Annotated in this window: 33 protein-coding genes; 5 read left to right on the top strand and 28 right to left on the bottom strand. The window is 34.1% G+C overall.

What is annotated here, in order from left to right; genetic code table 11:
- Positions 1 to 179 precede the first annotated feature (179 nt).
- The 26 genes from JVV30_RS00940 to JVV30_RS01065 form a co-directional block, all read right to left on the bottom strand.
- On the bottom strand, positions 180 to 596 hold the full coding sequence (locus tag JVV30_RS00940; RefSeq protein ID WP_204193003.1) for a transcriptional regulator: 417 nt from the start codon (positions 594 to 596) through the stop codon (positions 180 to 182).
- Between the two features lie 70 nt (positions 597 to 666).
- Positions 667 to 1,119: a hypothetical protein gene (locus tag JVV30_RS00945; RefSeq protein WP_204193006.1), complete on the bottom strand. Its 453-nt coding sequence runs from the start codon at positions 1,117 to 1,119 to the stop codon at positions 667 to 669.
- Between the two features lies 1 nt (position 1,120).
- A complete protein-coding gene (rinB, locus tag JVV30_RS00950; RefSeq protein WP_204193009.1) occupies positions 1,121 to 1,303 on the bottom strand; it encodes a transcriptional activator RinB in 183 nt (60 codons plus the stop codon).
- On the bottom strand, positions 1,296 to 1,514 hold the full coding sequence (locus tag JVV30_RS00955) for a DUF1381 domain-containing protein (protein ID WP_204193014.1): 219 nt from the start codon (positions 1,512 to 1,514) through the stop codon (positions 1,296 to 1,298). Before JVV30_RS00955 ends, rinB begins: the two co-directional genes overlap by 8 nt.
- On the bottom strand, positions 1,514 to 1,822 hold the full coding sequence (locus tag JVV30_RS00960; protein ID WP_204193017.1) for a hypothetical protein: 309 nt from the start codon (positions 1,820 to 1,822) through the stop codon (positions 1,514 to 1,516). The genes JVV30_RS00955 and JVV30_RS00960 overlap by 1 nt, the downstream gene beginning before the upstream one ends.
- 88 nt (positions 1,823 to 1,910) lie before the next feature.
- Positions 1,911 to 2,423: a dUTP diphosphatase gene (locus JVV30_RS00965; protein WP_204193021.1), complete on the bottom strand. Its 513-nt coding sequence runs from the start codon at positions 2,421 to 2,423 to the stop codon at positions 1,911 to 1,913.
- Positions 2,424 to 2,669 (bottom strand): hypothetical protein, encoded by a 246-nt coding sequence (locus JVV30_RS00970; RefSeq protein WP_204193026.1) that lies wholly within the window; start codon positions 2,667 to 2,669, stop codon positions 2,424 to 2,426.
- Positions 2,662 to 2,853, bottom strand: a complete 192-nt coding sequence (locus JVV30_RS00975) for a hypothetical protein (RefSeq protein ID WP_204193139.1) — start codon at positions 2,851 to 2,853, stop codon at positions 2,662 to 2,664. The genes JVV30_RS00970 and JVV30_RS00975 overlap by 8 nt, the downstream gene beginning before the upstream one ends.
- Before the next feature lie 70 nt (positions 2,854 to 2,923).
- Positions 2,924 to 3,316: a YopX family protein gene (locus JVV30_RS00980; protein ID WP_204193029.1), complete on the bottom strand. Its 393-nt coding sequence runs from the start codon at positions 3,314 to 3,316 to the stop codon at positions 2,924 to 2,926.
- 163 nt (positions 3,317 to 3,479) lie between these two features.
- On the bottom strand, positions 3,480 to 3,944 hold the full coding sequence (locus JVV30_RS00985) for a nucleoside 2-deoxyribosyltransferase (RefSeq protein WP_204193031.1): 465 nt from the start codon (positions 3,942 to 3,944) through the stop codon (positions 3,480 to 3,482).
- Positions 3,941 to 4,375 (bottom strand): DNA N-6-adenine-methyltransferase, encoded by a 435-nt coding sequence (locus JVV30_RS00990; RefSeq protein WP_204193034.1) that lies wholly within the window; start codon positions 4,373 to 4,375, stop codon positions 3,941 to 3,943. The genes JVV30_RS00985 and JVV30_RS00990 overlap by 4 nt, the downstream gene beginning before the upstream one ends.
- Positions 4,376 to 4,381: 6 nt before the next feature.
- Complete coding sequence (locus JVV30_RS00995) at positions 4,382 to 4,621, bottom strand: DUF3310 domain-containing protein (RefSeq protein ID WP_204193036.1); 240 nt, start codon at positions 4,619 to 4,621, stop codon at positions 4,382 to 4,384.
- A 6-nt stretch (positions 4,622 to 4,627) separates the two neighbouring features.
- Positions 4,628 to 4,810, bottom strand: coding sequence for a hypothetical protein (locus JVV30_RS01000; protein WP_053018526.1), 183 nt, complete (start codon positions 4,808 to 4,810; stop codon positions 4,628 to 4,630).
- Positions 4,811 to 4,814: 4 nt separating this feature from the next.
- Positions 4,815 to 5,066, bottom strand: a complete 252-nt coding sequence (locus JVV30_RS01005) for a hypothetical protein (RefSeq protein WP_107623521.1) — start codon at positions 5,064 to 5,066, stop codon at positions 4,815 to 4,817.
- On the bottom strand, positions 5,041 to 5,241 hold the full coding sequence (locus JVV30_RS01010; RefSeq protein ID WP_204193150.1) for a hypothetical protein: 201 nt from the start codon (positions 5,239 to 5,241) through the stop codon (positions 5,041 to 5,043). The genes JVV30_RS01005 and JVV30_RS01010 overlap by 26 nt, the downstream gene beginning before the upstream one ends.
- A complete protein-coding gene (locus JVV30_RS01015; protein ID WP_204193038.1) occupies positions 5,216 to 5,410 on the bottom strand; it encodes a hypothetical protein in 195 nt (64 codons plus the stop codon). The genes JVV30_RS01010 and JVV30_RS01015 overlap by 26 nt, the downstream gene beginning before the upstream one ends.
- 2 nt (positions 5,411 to 5,412) lie before the next feature.
- Positions 5,413 to 5,724 (bottom strand): VRR-NUC domain-containing protein, encoded by a 312-nt coding sequence (locus JVV30_RS01020; RefSeq protein ID WP_204193042.1) that lies wholly within the window; start codon positions 5,722 to 5,724, stop codon positions 5,413 to 5,415.
- Positions 5,717 to 5,944, bottom strand: a complete 228-nt coding sequence (locus JVV30_RS01025; RefSeq protein ID WP_204193046.1) for a hypothetical protein — start codon at positions 5,942 to 5,944, stop codon at positions 5,717 to 5,719. The genes JVV30_RS01020 and JVV30_RS01025 overlap by 8 nt, the downstream gene beginning before the upstream one ends.
- 273 nt (positions 5,945 to 6,217) lie before the next feature.
- On the bottom strand, positions 6,218 to 8,524 hold the full coding sequence (locus tag JVV30_RS01030) for a phage/plasmid primase, P4 family (protein ID WP_204193049.1): 2,307 nt from the start codon (positions 8,522 to 8,524) through the stop codon (positions 6,218 to 6,220).
- Entirely contained in the window at positions 8,505 to 9,047 is a 543-nt protein-coding gene (locus tag JVV30_RS01035; RefSeq protein ID WP_204193054.1) for a DUF669 domain-containing protein, read from the bottom strand. Before JVV30_RS01035 ends, JVV30_RS01030 begins: the two co-directional genes overlap by 20 nt.
- A 14-nt stretch (positions 9,048 to 9,061) precedes the next feature.
- Positions 9,062 to 10,480: a DEAD/DEAH box helicase gene (locus tag JVV30_RS01040; RefSeq protein ID WP_239469272.1), complete on the bottom strand. Its 1,419-nt coding sequence runs from the start codon at positions 10,478 to 10,480 to the stop codon at positions 9,062 to 9,064.
- Entirely contained in the window at positions 10,461 to 11,162 is a 702-nt protein-coding gene (locus tag JVV30_RS01045) for an AAA family ATPase (RefSeq protein ID WP_204193057.1), read from the bottom strand. Before JVV30_RS01045 ends, JVV30_RS01040 begins: the two co-directional genes overlap by 20 nt.
- Entirely contained in the window at positions 11,152 to 11,412 is a 261-nt protein-coding gene (locus JVV30_RS01050) for a DUF2483 family protein (protein WP_204193059.1), read from the bottom strand. The genes JVV30_RS01045 and JVV30_RS01050 overlap by 11 nt, the downstream gene beginning before the upstream one ends.
- The gene (locus JVV30_RS01055) at positions 11,387 to 11,638 is read right to left on the bottom strand and encodes a hypothetical protein (protein ID WP_204193061.1); all 252 of its coding nucleotides are present in this window, start codon (positions 11,636 to 11,638) and stop codon (positions 11,387 to 11,389) included. The genes JVV30_RS01050 and JVV30_RS01055 overlap by 26 nt, the downstream gene beginning before the upstream one ends.
- The gene (locus JVV30_RS01060) at positions 11,613 to 11,894 is read right to left on the bottom strand and encodes a hypothetical protein (RefSeq protein ID WP_204193064.1); all 282 of its coding nucleotides are present in this window, start codon (positions 11,892 to 11,894) and stop codon (positions 11,613 to 11,615) included. The genes JVV30_RS01055 and JVV30_RS01060 overlap by 26 nt, the downstream gene beginning before the upstream one ends.
- 4 nt (positions 11,895 to 11,898) lie before the next feature.
- Positions 11,899 to 12,213 carry a DUF771 domain-containing protein gene (locus JVV30_RS01065; RefSeq protein ID WP_204193066.1) on the bottom strand — a complete coding sequence of 105 codons (315 nt, stop codon included), beginning with the start codon at positions 12,211 to 12,213 and terminating at the stop codon, positions 11,899 to 11,901.
- 58 nt (positions 12,214 to 12,271) lie between these two features.
- Between JVV30_RS01065 and JVV30_RS01070 the strand changes: the two genes are divergently transcribed.
- Complete coding sequence (locus tag JVV30_RS01070; RefSeq protein ID WP_204193068.1) at positions 12,272 to 12,475, top strand: hypothetical protein; 204 nt, start codon at positions 12,272 to 12,274, stop codon at positions 12,473 to 12,475.
- On the opposite strand, the gene JVV30_RS01075 is transcribed toward JVV30_RS01070, so the two are convergent.
- Both JVV30_RS01075 and JVV30_RS01080 read right to left on the bottom strand, forming a co-directional pair.
- The gene (locus JVV30_RS01075) at positions 12,456 to 12,617 is read right to left on the bottom strand and encodes a hypothetical protein (RefSeq protein WP_193839502.1); all 162 of its coding nucleotides are present in this window, start codon (positions 12,615 to 12,617) and stop codon (positions 12,456 to 12,458) included. The genes JVV30_RS01070 and JVV30_RS01075 overlap by 20 nt on opposite strands.
- 13 nt (positions 12,618 to 12,630) lie before the next feature.
- The gene (locus JVV30_RS01080) at positions 12,631 to 12,879 is read right to left on the bottom strand and encodes a helix-turn-helix domain-containing protein (RefSeq protein WP_204193071.1); all 249 of its coding nucleotides are present in this window, start codon (positions 12,877 to 12,879) and stop codon (positions 12,631 to 12,633) included.
- A gap of 164 nt (positions 12,880 to 13,043) precedes the next feature.
- Between JVV30_RS01080 and JVV30_RS01085 the strand changes: the two genes are divergently transcribed.
- The 4 genes from JVV30_RS01085 to JVV30_RS01100 are packed head-to-tail and all read left to right on the top strand — an operon-like array spanning position 13,044 to position 15,628.
- Positions 13,044 to 13,367 (top strand): helix-turn-helix domain-containing protein, encoded by a 324-nt coding sequence (locus JVV30_RS01085; RefSeq protein WP_053023437.1) that lies wholly within the window; start codon positions 13,044 to 13,046, stop codon positions 13,365 to 13,367.
- Between the two features lie 11 nt (positions 13,368 to 13,378).
- Positions 13,379 to 13,843 (top strand): ImmA/IrrE family metallo-endopeptidase, encoded by a 465-nt coding sequence (locus tag JVV30_RS01090; protein ID WP_204193075.1) that lies wholly within the window; start codon positions 13,379 to 13,381, stop codon positions 13,841 to 13,843.
- A 13-nt stretch (positions 13,844 to 13,856) separates the two neighbouring features.
- Positions 13,857 to 14,546, top strand: a complete 690-nt coding sequence (locus JVV30_RS01095; protein ID WP_204193080.1) for an Ltp family lipoprotein — start codon at positions 13,857 to 13,859, stop codon at positions 14,544 to 14,546.
- Positions 14,547 to 14,602: 56 nt separating this feature from the next.
- Positions 14,603 to 15,628, top strand: a complete 1,026-nt coding sequence (locus JVV30_RS01100; protein ID WP_204193083.1) for a tyrosine-type recombinase/integrase — start codon at positions 14,603 to 14,605, stop codon at positions 15,626 to 15,628.
- Positions 15,629 to 15,905: the final 277 nt, after the last annotated feature.

Consider the following 15,905-nt stretch of genomic DNA (forward strand, 5'->3'; position numbering starts at 1 on the left):
GTACCTACCCAACGGATAGGCACTCAAGCAATCAGTGGCTGGCCACTATGACCATTACCAAACTTAATCACTTTCATTGAGAACTAACCAGCTACCTCAAAACGAGGGTTCGTGTGGATAGTTCTTACAGTATCATAATAACGACTTTTTGCGCGGACTTATACGCCTTTCAAGTCCATTTACACGTAACCAATTAATTCAGCTAACTTATTAATCATTGCGTTACGTCGTCTCAATATACTTGATTTACTTGTTCCAAAGTATTCAGCTAAGTCTTCCCACTCATAACAACCAATCGGACACTCCCAATATCGTTTGTTGATCATATCGAGTGTATCTTCGTCTGCTTCTTCTACTAACTTATCAACGCCATTCACGATATTACTTAACATCACGTATCGTTTGTTACTTAATTTCTTAATCGTCTGACGTTCAATCGGATTGCCAGGTAAATTACTTTTCCCAGCATTTACATTCTCTGGTTCGTGGTTTTCTAGCAATTCATACTCACAAACCTTCAATTCCTTACGATAACGTTCTACATGTTGGATATATTCTTCTAACTTTCTAATATCATGACGTTCAATCGTTATCACTTACCTTCCCCCTTACTCTTTATACATATCCATACTAGATAAGCGACTGGTATTAAAATTATCCACCAGCTCAATCTACTATCTCCCAATTAGTACTATCGTATAAAACTTTACCTTTACATTGTTTAGCTATTTTTTTACACTCTTCAGCATCTTTAAACTTACTAGCTTTTTCGAAGTCGTCTGTAAAGGTATAAACAACTTCAACATTTCTATGTGTTGTGAGCATAGCTTTTCTTAAGTAAATACCTTCATTAACTTCTACTATATATTTACCAGTCGTGTCCGTTTGATACTCTACTTCGTATTCATTCATCCATTCATATTCAGCTTTGATTTCATTTGTGATTAATTCAGTTCTACGTTTTTCAGCTAAATTTTTCCAATATCCTACACCTCTTTTTAAGTTGAGATTTTCTATTCCTTTACTTTCTAGTTTTCTTCCTGCTTCCTTCCACTTATGCATAGTAAACATCCACATAATGAACATAATTAACGTTGCTGTTAAACTTATCCAACTCATACTACTCACTCACCTCTACTTTGATTTTATTCAAATCAATCTGATCCCACTCACTAGCAAAGTCTTTAGGTGCAGTATCAATATCATCTTCGCTTTCTAAAATAATGATGAGTAGAGAAGTGAGATACTTCCCTAACTCATACATAGCGATTAAGAATAAATCTTTGAGTATGTGTTTAATCATTCCTACCACCTAGCTTTCTTGATAAATTTTTCATACCATTACCTAAAACTCTGAACATTTCTTTAAACTTGTTGGCAGTATGTCTTAGTTTTGCCTGCTCTTTACTATTCGCTTCTACAATATAAATCTTCTCATTCTCTCTAGGTTGTTCTACATTTACATGCACATAACCTGTGCTATCCGTAAATTCTCTGATTAGGAATTGTGTCATTACTCCAGCACCTCTTTTACATTACTTTCGTATGTTCCGATATTACGTTTTACAAATTCTTTATGTGCCTCTGCGATTTTATCTTTCATCACTTGTCTGAATATATTTTTAAATTCTTTCTGAGTTTTGCTAGGTACTGTTAAAATTTCATATTCATCTCTTCCTAATGGTAATTTGCAATCGAACTTCATTTTGTTCAATTGCTTAAACCGTTCTTCCATATACGTAAAGTGCATAGCTAACTTTGCATCAGATAATTCTTTTAATTGTTGTTTAGGCATGTTGAAACTTCCGATAAAATTACTCACTTTATCTACTCCTCGTTACTCCGTTTTACTCTTCATTACTCCTCGTTACTCTTTGCGAAGTATTCTTTTAATCTCTGCTACTATGTCTTTAGTATCCTGTTGATCCAAACCCGTCTGCCCCTCTCTCTGACACATAACTAAACTCCTCTACTTCTTTTAACTCTGGTGTCCAAATAGGTACGATAACGAGTTGTGCGAGTTTATCGCCTTTATTGATTTTGTAAGTGCCAAGTCTATATGTTTCTTTTTCATTTGTTTTAATATAGTAATTTTCTAAATCCTTATACTTAGCCTGACGTAAATTAGGCACTCTCGGTAAATCATCATTCTTAATATTAATCTTCATATTCCCCTGAAACCCTGCGTCTATCTTGCCTGTTTCAATCACTAAATGTGTCTTGCTACTTACACTACTTCTTGAGGTTAATAGCCCTACATACCCTTCTGGTATGTTTACTGCTACATCTGTTTTAATCACTGCTTTTTCTTGTGGCTCAAGTATTACTGTTTCTGCTGCGAAGATGTCATACCCTGCATCTAATCGACCACGTTCTGGTTCAGTTGCGTCTTTTGATAACTTTTTAAATTCTAATGTGTTCATTTATTGTTCCTCCAATTTATTCAGTATCTCTTCCACGTTATAAGCAAATTGCACAACTGTAATTTTGCCATGTAACCACTTAGCGTGTTCACGTTTGATTAAGCCCAACTTGTTCAATTCACGTTGTTGATCTTCAATAGTAAATTTATGGCTTTGTAATTCTGAAACTAAGTTACTAGCACTTTCTTTTGTCACTTCAAATGTATCTTTTGAAAGATAATCTGACACTATTTCTAGTTCATCCATCACTACCACGCTCCAAATCACTTATGCAATATCCCATTATCATGAAAATTTCATCACTTGGTAAGTCGTTCTTTTGGTTGTAAATCTTAACCATTTCATCAAACGCTTTTGCCTTCCTTTTAACTTCTTCCATATCATTGATGAGTTCATCACGTTGTTTTTTATAAGCGTCACGTTCTTTCATACGCTTCCAACATTCGTTAAACCAAATATCTGATTGCAATTCGTAATATTCTTTTGTATCAGGTCCCATATCACTCGTCCTCCAATAATTCTGGGTTTTCGTAGATATTGCCAATAACTTCATATTCAGTCGAATCATCAATGTTATAATGGTCGTATCCACCAATATAAAACTCAGTTAAGACAAATCCTCCGTCTAACCATTCAATTAAATATTTATCTCCATAAATATCTCTGACAATATCTTTTTCGTATATTTCGACACCGCGCATGTCTTTTAAACCAGACGACATCATAACAACCCTATCTATGCTACCGTCACCATTGACTAAATCTAAATCTTCCATATGGTCAAACCAAATAGTAAAACCCATATCAAAATCTTTTTGCTCACCATAGCTCATACCCTCTGCATATTCTGTATCGTGTCTTTCTTTATCCCACTCTCTAAATTTAGGTATCATCTCAAACACTCCCTGTTCCTTTTTATGTCACACTCACTAACTTTTCCTGCCACCTTAACCACAAAGCCGTTGACACCTAGCTTGCGTAACTCCTGTTGTATCTGTGTAGGTGTCTTGGCATGTGTGTTGTAGCGATAGCGTTGGTTGATTGTATCGCTAAGTATCATGAGATTAACTCCTCACATATCTCATCAAACGTTTGAACACCTCTACCATCAGTGATATCCATAATTACGCCATACACATATTGATTGATACTGAACTCTGCACGATCTTGTTCATCTGAAATATGTCCTGTCCCTTGTCTAATGTCAGTACATTGAACATAAATCTTAATATCCTTCTCACTTGCTCTTTTGAGGTGCTGTGCATACCCCATTTCGCAAATTGTCCCTTGTGCATGAGGTAAGTAGTCGAATATCATGACATCACTTACCTCCATGCCTAGTGTGTCATTAAACACAATGCGTTCTGCCAGTTTATCTTGATTAGCATTCGCTTTATCATTGATATCCTTATCGTCGTGTGGTGCGTACACTTTAAAGCCTAATCGTTGTAACTCTTGTTTTTCCCACTCACGACGCATCTGTTGGCCTATACTTAGCATGTCACCACCTAAATAGATCATTGTTTTGCCTCCTTACATTCATAAATGACTATTGCACTTGGGAAAGGCGCACTATTTTTACTATTTCCAAACTTCAAGCGACCTTTTAAAAATTTAATGTCATCTGCTTTATCGAAAATAAAATCGTGCCAGTATGTTGTATCTGTTCTTGCTGGTATCAAACAAACAACCGTTGCACCATTCAAACTTTCTTCGTACGCTTTCTTGATCCATTTTTTTATTTCTCTTCCATAAGGTGGGTTCATGAACACAACATCATTTGACCAATCTTTACTTAAACCGTCATCTTCAATAGTGAAGTATTTACTACACTTAGCATTTTCGTCAGTTGCGCATGGATCTAACGTGAAATTAAATTCTTTATTCAATTCATCAAATAAATATTGCGGTGTAGTCCACTCATTTGATTTACTGCTAAAATGAACACTCATATACCATCACTCCCAATTCTCTATCGCAAATTCCACACTTTGCTTAGCTTTCTGTAAGTCTTGTAAACCATTCTTTCTAGGCGCTCGCATTAAGTATTTAAGTGCATTCCCTACGTGATAAAATACTGACGCTGATTTGTACGTCTTACCTACTAATTCGATAATCATTCGTGCTGAGAACTTACCGAACTGATAATGTGGCGGTTCGTTTACCATATCTACTTTTTTATTACTGATAATTGTCATTTTCATCTACACCTTTACTATGTCGTATCTATCATCAATCTTTACTAACTCACTACCAACGCGCACCATAAGGTAAGGTTCGCCATTAAAGTTATAATTCAATTCTTCCACAACCGCCGGGAATGATGTTTTAGCTTTAGGATATTTAAACCAAATGTCATCACCTTTATTTAATTCATGTAATTCCATTCCGCTACCCCCTCTGTACATTGCCGTATTGATCTGTTTTGACTTTAACAATAAGATTGTTTTGTACTAGATTTTTAAAGTATCTAGTGTTCACTCTATGCTTAGCAACCTCACGTTCTGCACGTTTAGCCCTAGCAATACGTTCTTCTCTACGTTTACGTTTCAACGCTCTTTCGTGTCTAAGTTCTTCTTGTTGAATAAAATAAAGCTGTCTAGAACTCAATTCTTTTTCATTTCTTTCGTACGTCTGCACCATATTCATATACTCCTTTACCGTGTATTAATTCTGGGCCACGCAGGCCTTCGTTATATCTCTTACGAACCGTGCTATCAGATACATCAAAATATTTGTACACATCACACAATCTGTAACGTTTACCTTTTAAATTCACTTTTTTCATGGTGTCACTTCCAATCTGCGTAACTGACACTAACGTCAGTAATGGTTTTAATATTATCTAGTAAGTCTTCGGGGTCGCTTTTATATCTATTCGAGTAATGTTCAATATAGTTTTCTCTATCTGCATGTTTGTTTATCCAAATAGGTTGTTCTACTTCGACGGTTAAATCGAAAGCTAATCTTAGTGTTTCTTCATGCATAGTTAATCCTCCTCAACTATTTTTATTGCTTCTTCCACACTTCTTGCTACGCCATATAAAATGTTTTGCGTTTCTGCAAATGCTTTAAATTTCTTTTGTTCAGGTCTTAATCGTCCACTTTCTGTTTTTACTTCGATTGCGATAAACTTGCCATCTGATTTACGATAGCCGAACGTATCGGGAAAGCCTTTAGGAAGTAATTTGATTATTCTGTTATCTTTCGTCTGTACTTTTCCAGCGTTTGCTCTCCAAAGTCTATGACCACGTTGATTGATTGCTAAGATTATTTCGTTTTGGATTTTTTGTTCAGTCATAAAATTTTACACCTAGAAAATTAGATTCTTCCATACTAGAAAAATCAATATGTCCGTCACCATCTGTTATGCTCATCAATTCTACGTATCTTTCTCCATCTTCTAATTCAACCAATGCTAAACAAACGATTGGACTTTCAAATGTAGTTCCGTCTTCGTTATCATATAAAGCGTTCATGTTTCTACTTGTATTTATAATTTGTATAATTTTTTTATCCATTGTTATTCCTCCATTTTTTTGAAAGGTGTATAGTAAGGTGTAGGGTGAAAATAGCCCTCAAGCCTTACTGGCTCTACATTCGAAAGAAAAAGTGTAGGGTGGCGCTAGAAAAGTTTCTCTATACTTTTATATTTCTTTTATTTTTGTATACGACTTTTACATTAACCACCCTACACTTTTTTTATAAGTTAAATAAAAACCTTGATATAATAGGGTTCATAAGGTCAAAAGTGTAATTTTTACCCTACACTTTAACCCTACACCCTACACGATTTATAACGTTTCCAATCCGGGATATTTAGAATTTTTTTCTAAACCTAAATAGTACATTCCAGTATTCATTCTTTTAGATTTAAATTTTTCTTTCATTTTTTGACCGAAGTCTTTATTGCTCATTTTGTAAGCGTTATTCTCATTCGCCCAATTTTTATACACACTGTACAATTCGTTCGCCTTAACTCTGCCGTCATCTACTCGTTTGCATTCATCTTCAATAAACTGTTCGATAACGTCCATTTCAGTACGATACGCTTTACTTGCTGCTTTCAACTTATCTGGCATTTCTAAGCCTTCCTGCATCCACATATAGGCACCTTCGGCCATCCAATTTAAAATCGCCGGTGCTTCTCTTAGTAATTTATACTTGAGATCTTTATCGACTTTTTCTTCAGGTATTTGTACATCGAATGGAATTAAAACTAACCTTCTCCAAATACCGTCATCTGTTCCTCTAATAATCGGCTTGTGGTTAGTAGACACCCATATTTTAAATTTAGGTGTATATTCAAATTCTTCAGCATACAAGAAACGCGCAGTTACTTTATCGCCACCAGTTAACTGTTTAATTAAACCTTCATCAAAACGAAAACCCTCATTTGGTTCAGAACTGGTGACAAATCTCGCTTTACTTAATCGTGCAATGTCGGTATTAACATTGTCGTTTTTCTTAACCATCAATGATTTAGCTTGCATGTTATTGGAATAGTCCCCAAGTATTTCAGAAATAACTTCTACAAAGATACTTTTACCATTACGACCCTTACCAAATAGAATGAACATGATTTGTTCTCTTGTACTTCCTGTAAGTGAATAACCTAATGCTTTTTGAATGTATCGAATAACTTTTTGATCACCCGCAAAAATATCGTTCAAGAAATCTAACCATACTGCTGGTTGCATTTTTTCTGTATAATCAGTATTAGTAATTTGTGAAAACATTTTATTGATATCGTGTTTATAAAGTTCTCTTGAAGTTAAATCGATATAACCATTTGCGACATTTATAAGCATGTCGTCTCTATCAAAGTCGTCAGGTGTAGCAGGTCGTCTATGCATGAGTTCATTCATGATGTTCTTTTTAGCTTGAGTGCCACGTGTCTTTTTATAATATTTTTGAAAGACTTCTCTAGCTTCTTCTTCTGTTACATCTTCGCTATGAAGTACTTTTTCGTTTTTAATACTTTCAATCATTTCATCGATTAATTTACGAATTGACCCTTTATCATCAATCTTCCATTTCATACCGTCATAGATATAAAATTTATTAGCGATATAACTATATTTGTAAAGGTTGCCGTATCTATCTATAAATCGGTCTGCATTGCCTGTATCGTCATAGCTTCGAATTGGATATTCTTTTGTTTCTTCTTGATTATCAAATAATTTACTTAATGCATATCTAAGTGGGTTGTCATCTGTTTGCTGTTTAGGAGTATAAATATTGTTAGCTTCATTAATTGCTTTGAATAAAGTTTGTTCCCCGTATGTGGAGTTCTTTCGTTTTTCATCCCACTTATCACGGTATAGATTTGACTGTCTAAAAATACTATCCATTTGCGAGTAATCTTTGGCACACCAGAAAGCTAGTATATTTGCAAGTGCCATATCTGCTTCCGAGTGAGAGGTGTAATAAGGCTCGTAGTTACCTTTCATTAAGTCATCAAATAATTTAGCTTGCTTTGATTTGTAGATTTCATTGATAACATCGATTTCTGACAAATTGTGGATATTTTGTTGATAATTGTTTGTAGTTGGATACTGTACTGTGTTATCTGGTAAATACTTATCATATATTGTTTTGAATACTTGCTTTGATACTTCCGTTACATCTTTATATTTACCGATTGACTTACCTGTCATGGTAAAAAAACGACCGCTATCGTACATTTCAATATTGCCTTTACGGCGACGACTGCCGGGTATCTTGCCTTTTACAATAATGTGTAAGCCATTACCACTTGGACTGACTTCTGTATAACTTTTAAAAGCTTCGTTAAATTCGCTAACAATATTGTCTAATTTATCGCCTTGTTTAAATCTATGAAGATCATCATCAATATCATCAATATCAATGCCAAGGTATGGGGGTTCAAAAAAGAACCCTATACCATCGACACCTTTAGCATTGACTGCTGTTTCATAACTAGACCATGTGCTTTTATCATTTGATTTAGCAAACTCGCCAGTTTCGGCATTAAAAGGTATTTTTGTACGTTTACCATTACGCTTTTCAAACTTCCACACACACCAGTTATTAAGTCGTTTTAATTCATCTGGAATATTAGAAAGGATATTCATCATTGTTTAAATCTACACCACCTGCAAACGCATTTTGTTCTGGTTTATCATCTGACTTCCACTCATGATTCACTTGTGGAAATTTAGTATTTTTAAAGTTCCATGGCGCTACACGATTGACGATTTGCTTTTCACCTTTATATTCGTTCTCTTCTTGTTTTACAAACACTCTGACTGGTTTACCCCTGAACATTTCAAGTAATTGCTCAATACTTTCAATTGCAGTACCCTCTGGCACACCTACACCGTTTAAATAGTGCATGAAGTTATCCATTTTATATTTATATTGACCGTCGATTGTGCGTTTCCATTCATCAACGAAAATTACTCTATTAGCATATTTCGCTTGTAATTCTGATGTTTTCTTTAAATCGTTTCTAACTACCAATTGAAGTTGTGTTTCTTCTTTTCCATTCTTCGTTGCTCTTTCTGTTGCACTCTTGATAACAACTTCGTATTCTCCTTCTGGCAGTGGGCTAAAATCGTTACTTTCTAAGTTTGAATAATCTGTTGTAAATAATGTCATAATAATAAATCTCCTTAATAATTATATTTTTGTTTAATTGGTTTTAAGTCTGCGTATAAGACTGGAAATGGTGCTTGTTTGTAATATGGATGATTAAATTTAATCCATGATTCTTTATAGTTGTTGGCTTTTGTATAGAGATAATAATCTTCTAGTGACTTTAAATCCTTCTTATCTTTTAAATCTTTACTATATCGTTTAAGTGTGTAATCAACTTTGAAAGGTTTAATGTCTGTAAGTTCTGCTTGTTTATGTTCTAAACCTTTTTGTTCTTCAAGTTCCAATTTATGGCCACAATTGGGACATCGTTTTAATTTACTTTCAAAAACTGTAAAACATTCTGTACATTCTGCTAATGCAGGTGCGTCATTTTCTTTTTTACTACGCTTCTTTTTGTAGCCTTTAAAATATTTACTCCAATCATGAGGCGTATCGGGCAAGCCATGTCTAGCGTAGTTCCCGACATGATCAATAATTAGTGCTTTTTTGTTAGGTTGATAACGCATGGACCGCATAGCTTGCTGCATAAATAAAACAAGTGAATCAGTAGGACGTGCTAAAATGACACACGTACAATCTGGAACGTCAAAGCCTTCAGAGATTAAATCAACATTGCATAAAACTTTGATAGTGCCGTTTTTAAAATCGGACATAATTCTGTCACGCTCGTTTGCACTTGTTTTAGCGTCTGCATGTTCTGCATTGATACCTGCATTTCTAAATTGTTCTGCAATATCTTTACTTGTCTCAACGCTGTGGGCATAAAGTATTGTTTTTTGACCGTTAGCAAACTTTATATAATTCTCAACGATATTTCCGTATATTGCCTTAGGTATGGCATTATCCATTGACTTCTTTGTGTAGTCGCCCGTTCTAGATTTCTTTAACTTACTTTCGTCCGCAAGCACCACACTTTTATATTCGTAGTCTGCAAGTTTTTTATTTTTTATTAACCATTCAACAGTTGGTCCTTTTACCATTTCATCGTAAATATCTGTAAAACCTTTGCCATTAGCACGCCAGGGAGTTGCGGTAAAGCCAACTCTTAAAGCGTTAGGAAAGTAATCATAAATATCTTTGTAGGTTTTTGCTCTACTATGATGTGTTTCGTCAGTAACAATGATCTTAGGTGGTGTAAGTTCAGATAAAATATTTTTTGCACGTTTTTCTGAAAGGATATCTACATGAGTTAAATCAACACCATGTTTTTTTAAAGTGTTCTCGATTTGATAACTCAATTCTTTACGATGAACAATAAACAGAATCTGACTACCTTTGTTCACAGCGTTTTTTACAACTTCTGCAATCATGACCGATTTACCACTTCCTGGAGGACTTTGAATTAGTACACCAGATTTTTTTAGCAATATATGTCTTGCTTGATCAACCAGGTTTTCTTGATAGTCATAGAGTTTAAACTCCGTCATCCACATCACCGACTTTAAACAACTCATCTTGCAAGCAATGTTCTCTATTATCTAATTGATTTTTAGCAAATACATTGTTACTAGGACTTAAGATAAATCCACGTTTGCCTGATTTTTCATTGAAAACTAACCGAGCAACAACTTGGCAAAGTCCTGCGACATTATCACGAATAGTTGTACGAATGTCTGGTACTGCTTGCGTTATTTGTTGACCTGCTGGAGTGTAGTTTTCAAAGTTCGTTTCCCAAGCAATAAATACAAGTCGTTTTCCTAGAGATTGCAGGAAACGTAAGCTATCAATCGTAAAGAAGTCTACACGTTGATAATGTGACATTTCGGGTACACGTTCGTTTTTACCATTACGCCCTAGATTAGCGAGCATCGAGCGGAATAACTCTGATATGTTGTCGATAACAATTGTGTCGTATTGATTAACTATATCTTTGTTATCGTTAAACCATTTCATCAACTCGCCCCATTCTTCCCATGCATCATGGGTATTAAAATTCAGAATGTCGATATTCTCGTTACCTTTTAAAGGTCGTTCTGATTTGTCCACATTCACATAAAGTGTTTTACCGGGTAAGAAATTAATTGTGTGTGTCTTACCTGTGCCTGGTTTGGCATAAATTAAATACGTTGATTTGTCTGTGGTAATATCTTTAGCGCTCGATATATTAAACGTCATTGTTTACCTCCTCCAAATCTTCAAAACTGTATACTTTACGTGTTTCTTTTGTTTCAATTTTCGATACTTCAATCAAGTGTTTATCCCAGTCAATGTCTATATCTTGCAAACCATCGAATTTACGAGCATTACGTCTTAAAGCATTGTAATTAGCATATTCTTGAGCAGTAGGTTTATTAGTGATCCAGCGTCCAAAGTAATTATCTTTAATGCGATACTCTACTTCACAATTTAATATTGGCTCTTGCATCGATATACTCCTCCAGTCTTTTATTCGCTTTGTCTGCTCTAGCATCTGCGCTTTGATACAATTCCATATAAAACTTGATGTCGTTTTGCAATTCTTCAATATGGTCCTGCGCATTTTGATACTGGCGTTCTAAAAATTTATAATCATTAGCAAGTAAAACTAAGTCGATACTGTCTTTACAATATTTGTTAAAATCCTTTTTACTTACCTCTATTGTTTCGGCCATAGTTGACCTCCTTCGTGTATTTTGGTTTAATTAAATTGTGTGTTTTGGTTAAATTTTGACTGTTACTCATTGCGTGGGTATCAGTCTTTTTTTGTGCGTAAAATAATTTGTCGAAAAACAGATACGTTAGCATTGATGCTAATAATGCAATTGCAGCTGCATTAGTGATAAACACATTTAATGCGATTAATAATAGAAAGAACACTGCAATAAACATAAAGCCTGTTAGTACAAACGTTTTATCGTCATTCGTCATTTCTTCACCCCTTTCCATGTATTTCTTCGAAATGTTCGTCGATGAATTTACTCATCTTTCTAGCGTTAAACCTCCAACGGTTCAAACTTTCATCTGGATAATGTGCGATGCCTTGCTTTTTAAGTAATTTTTCAAACTTCGGATTGAACAACAATCTATCTTTGATAGTTTCGTCAGATGACATTTTCAATTTGCATTTCAATTCTTTTAAGTCCCAAACTGGGTCTAGTGAGTAGTTTATTAACTCGTCGTATTCATCTTTAGAGACAAGCACGTGCGTGTCTGGTATTGGTACAGATACGGTTAAAGTTTGCGTCATCTTAGATGCTCCTTTCGTGTATAATTTGGTTATCCCTTAATGAAGGGAGGTGTTGCCTATGGCTAAAAAGTCAAATGTTTCTATTGAATTTGATGAAAAACAATTTGATAAGGACTTTCGAAAAGCTTTGGATAAACAATTAGCTAAATTTGATAAGAAAATGAAATGTCCAGCTTGTGATAAAAAAGCGACTTTCAAATTCAGAAATTATAAAGCTAATTGTCCGAAGTGTGGGGTTGAGATTACTCTAAATCGAAAGTAATTTTAAATTGATCTAATTTATCAAAATCATCTTTTAAAACTGCAATGTCTTTTTGAATTGTCTCCAGCAATTCATCTAGTTCATTGCGGTTTGTTATATTGACTTTTAATTCAATTCTGTTTTTCTTTTTACGTTTGAACATTCCATTTCCTCCTTTAAGTTGTTTGTGGTTCTTTTGTTGACGTTTTGGAAACTGAACGTGTAAAAAAAATACCGCATTTATCTTGTGGCAAATCTAACACTTCAATAACTTTTGCTAAATCGTCAACATTAATTCTAATATGCCCATTTTCTTTTTTTGAATAAGTACCTGGTGTCATCTCTAATTTTTCCGCCATCTCAGAAAGAGAAATGCCTTTAGCTATGCGTTCAGCCTTCATTCTTTTGACGTTGAACTCATACATCTTGTCACCTCCGTTTTTTGAAGTTAACTCAATCTTAAACTCTTGTTTCCTAATTGTCAACAATAATCTCAAAAAATATTTTTTTACTTTCTTAAAATACTAGTTGTTTCCTATATGGAAAAGTGATAATATACTGTTATAGACAAAACGGAGGTAAATTTAAAATGAGAACTTCAGCAGAAATAGGTAAATTAATAAAACAGCTACGTAAAGAGAACAATATAAATTTAACTGATTTTGCAACTAAAATAGGTGTTAATAAATCTACACTATCAAGATATGAAAATGGTAGTAGAAAAATACCTATGGAAGATATAGCTGAAATCGCAAATGCATTGAATGTTACCCCAGAAAGTTTATTGTTAAAAAATAAACAACCAGAAACTGAAGTACAACATCGTGCAGCTCATCTTGAGGGAGAATTAACTGATGACGAATGGCAACGAGTTTTAGATTATGCTGATTATATAAGAAGTAAACGTAAATAAAGGGTGTTTTTATGGGGTTATATGAAAAATTGTTAATAGAGCATGACTACATAGAAGTAAAAGAAACAGATGTTATGCCTAATGACTTACACGGTTTATGGTTAGGTGATTTAATTCTAATTAAACGCAACCTATCCGAAACACGCAAAGCAGAGGTTCTCTACGAAGAACTAGCACATCACAAACTTACATATGGGAATATCTTAGATCAATCTAAAGACATAAATCGCAAATTTGAAAACTACGCAAGACGTCATGGATACGAGGCAGCACTTCCCCTACGTATTATTGTGGAGGCACATAACTATGGTGTAAGTAGCTTATATGAACTAGCTGATTATGTTCAATTAAGTGAAAAGTACATAGTAGAGATACTGGGACATTATAAACAAAAACATGGTTTAACTACTCGATATGGTAAATACGTTATTCAATTTGAACCATTGCGAGTTTTTGAATATAAAAATATTAATTAAGGGGGACATTTTTATGTCTGAAAAAAAGAAGTGGTATAAATCCACATGGTTTACTATTTTAACTCTAATCTTTATTTTCCCATTAGGATTGTTTCTAATGTGGAAATACATGGATTGGAAGCGTTGGGTTAAAATTTTAATTACTGTTTTAATTATTATAATAGCTATCACCAATTTTACAAGCCAACCCGAATCAAATAACGAATCTTCAAAGAAAGAAGTAACTACTGAAAAGAAAAGTTCTGAATCAAAAGAAGAATCTAATGATGAATTAGATACCGAAGAAGAGACTACTTCTGAAGAAAACGCATTTGAAGAATCTAATGATGAATTAGATTCTACTGATAAATCTACATATAAGGAAGAATCTACAGAAGAAGAAACTTCTAGTAAACCAACTAGAGAACAGAAAGCTGCATTAAACAAAGCTGAGACGTATTCTGAAATGATGCATATGTCTAAAAGTGGTATTTATGATCAATTAACTTCAGATTATGGTGAAAAATTCCCTGCTGATGCAGCTCAATACGCTGTGGATAATCTAAAAGTTGATTATAAAAAGAACGCACTAGAAAAGGCTAAGGATTATGCAGAACAACAAGACATGTCTACTGATGCTATTTATGATCAATTAACTTCGGATTATGGTGAGAAATTTACCGCAGAAGAAGCTCAATATGCAGTGGATCATTTAGACGAATAATTTATGGGTAGCCCGCCTACCCTTATTATTTTTTACCTTTTTTGAGGAGGGATAGCATGCAAACACGATGTTATGACGGTAAAAAATGGCAATATGAGTTTAAATATGAGGGGAAACGATATCGTAAGAAAGGTTTCAGAACGAAACGTGAGGCAAACTCTGCAGGATTAGATAAGTTAAATGAGTTAAAACAAGGTATTGAATATGAACCTAAATTAACGTTATACGACTATTTCAAAACTTGGTGCGAAACGTTTAAAAAATCAACAGTGACACCTAAAACATATAAGTCCTATGCCTCTGCAATTGAACACATCAACAATCATCCTATCGGTAAAAAGAAACTGAAAGACTTATCCAGATATCATTATCAAGATTTTATTAATGAATTTTCAAAACACCATTCTAAAGAATCTATTAGAAAGCTAAACGGCTATATTAGAACATCGTTAGATGATGCAGTATACGAAGGTCTTATAGTAAAGAATCCTACTTTTAAAGTTAGTTATAGAGCTAGTAACCCAAACAAAAGTGAAGATAGTAAGTATATCAATCTAAAAGACTATGAAGTATTAAAACAGCATTTGATGACTAAAGATAATGCGTCATCACTTGTACTATTCATTATGATTTGTACTGGTTGTCGCATAAGTGGTGCTTTAAATCTAAAACGTGAATATATTAATCAAGTTAAAAGCGAAATTTATATTGATGAGCATAAAACAGATTCGTCACCACGTTACGTGTCTATTAGTCAAAAAGATATGAACCATATCATTAAGTCTATTGATCAATTACCTAGAACAATTGACGGAACTATATTTGGTGGACTAACAAACAATGCAGTTAACAAACGTTTAAAAATATATTGTAACAATTTAGGTATCAAAGAAATTACTTCTCACGCACTGCGACACACTCACTGTTCATATTTATTAGCCAAAGGCATTTCTATATATTACATTTCGAAAAGACTAGGACATAAAAATATATCAGTAACCACAGAAGTTTATTCACATTTACTTGAAGAAACTTACAAAGAAGAAGATGAAAAAGCAACGCAAATAATAAGTGCAATGTGATTTTTAGGGACCCATTAGGGACCCAAAACCCCATGAAACCCGTCGTTATAAGGTTTATAGTATCCCTCCCAGGACGTCATATAACTTTTGATAAAAGTCGAAAAGCCTGCTATTATAGGCTTTCGGCTTTTTTATTTCGAACAAAACAGAATAAAACTGAACTATTTTGACACGTGCTTAACACTTTTATATCTGCTTTTTCTAATTTATCAAGCCTCAATATGATTTAAACCGTAAGTACTAAAATAATAATTGAAAGCAACAATGGGAGTGGGAC

Source organism: Staphylococcus sp. GDY8P47P (genome assembly GCF_016892225.1).
GTDB classification, from domain to species: domain Bacteria; phylum Bacillota; class Bacilli; order Staphylococcales; family Staphylococcaceae; genus Staphylococcus; species Staphylococcus borealis.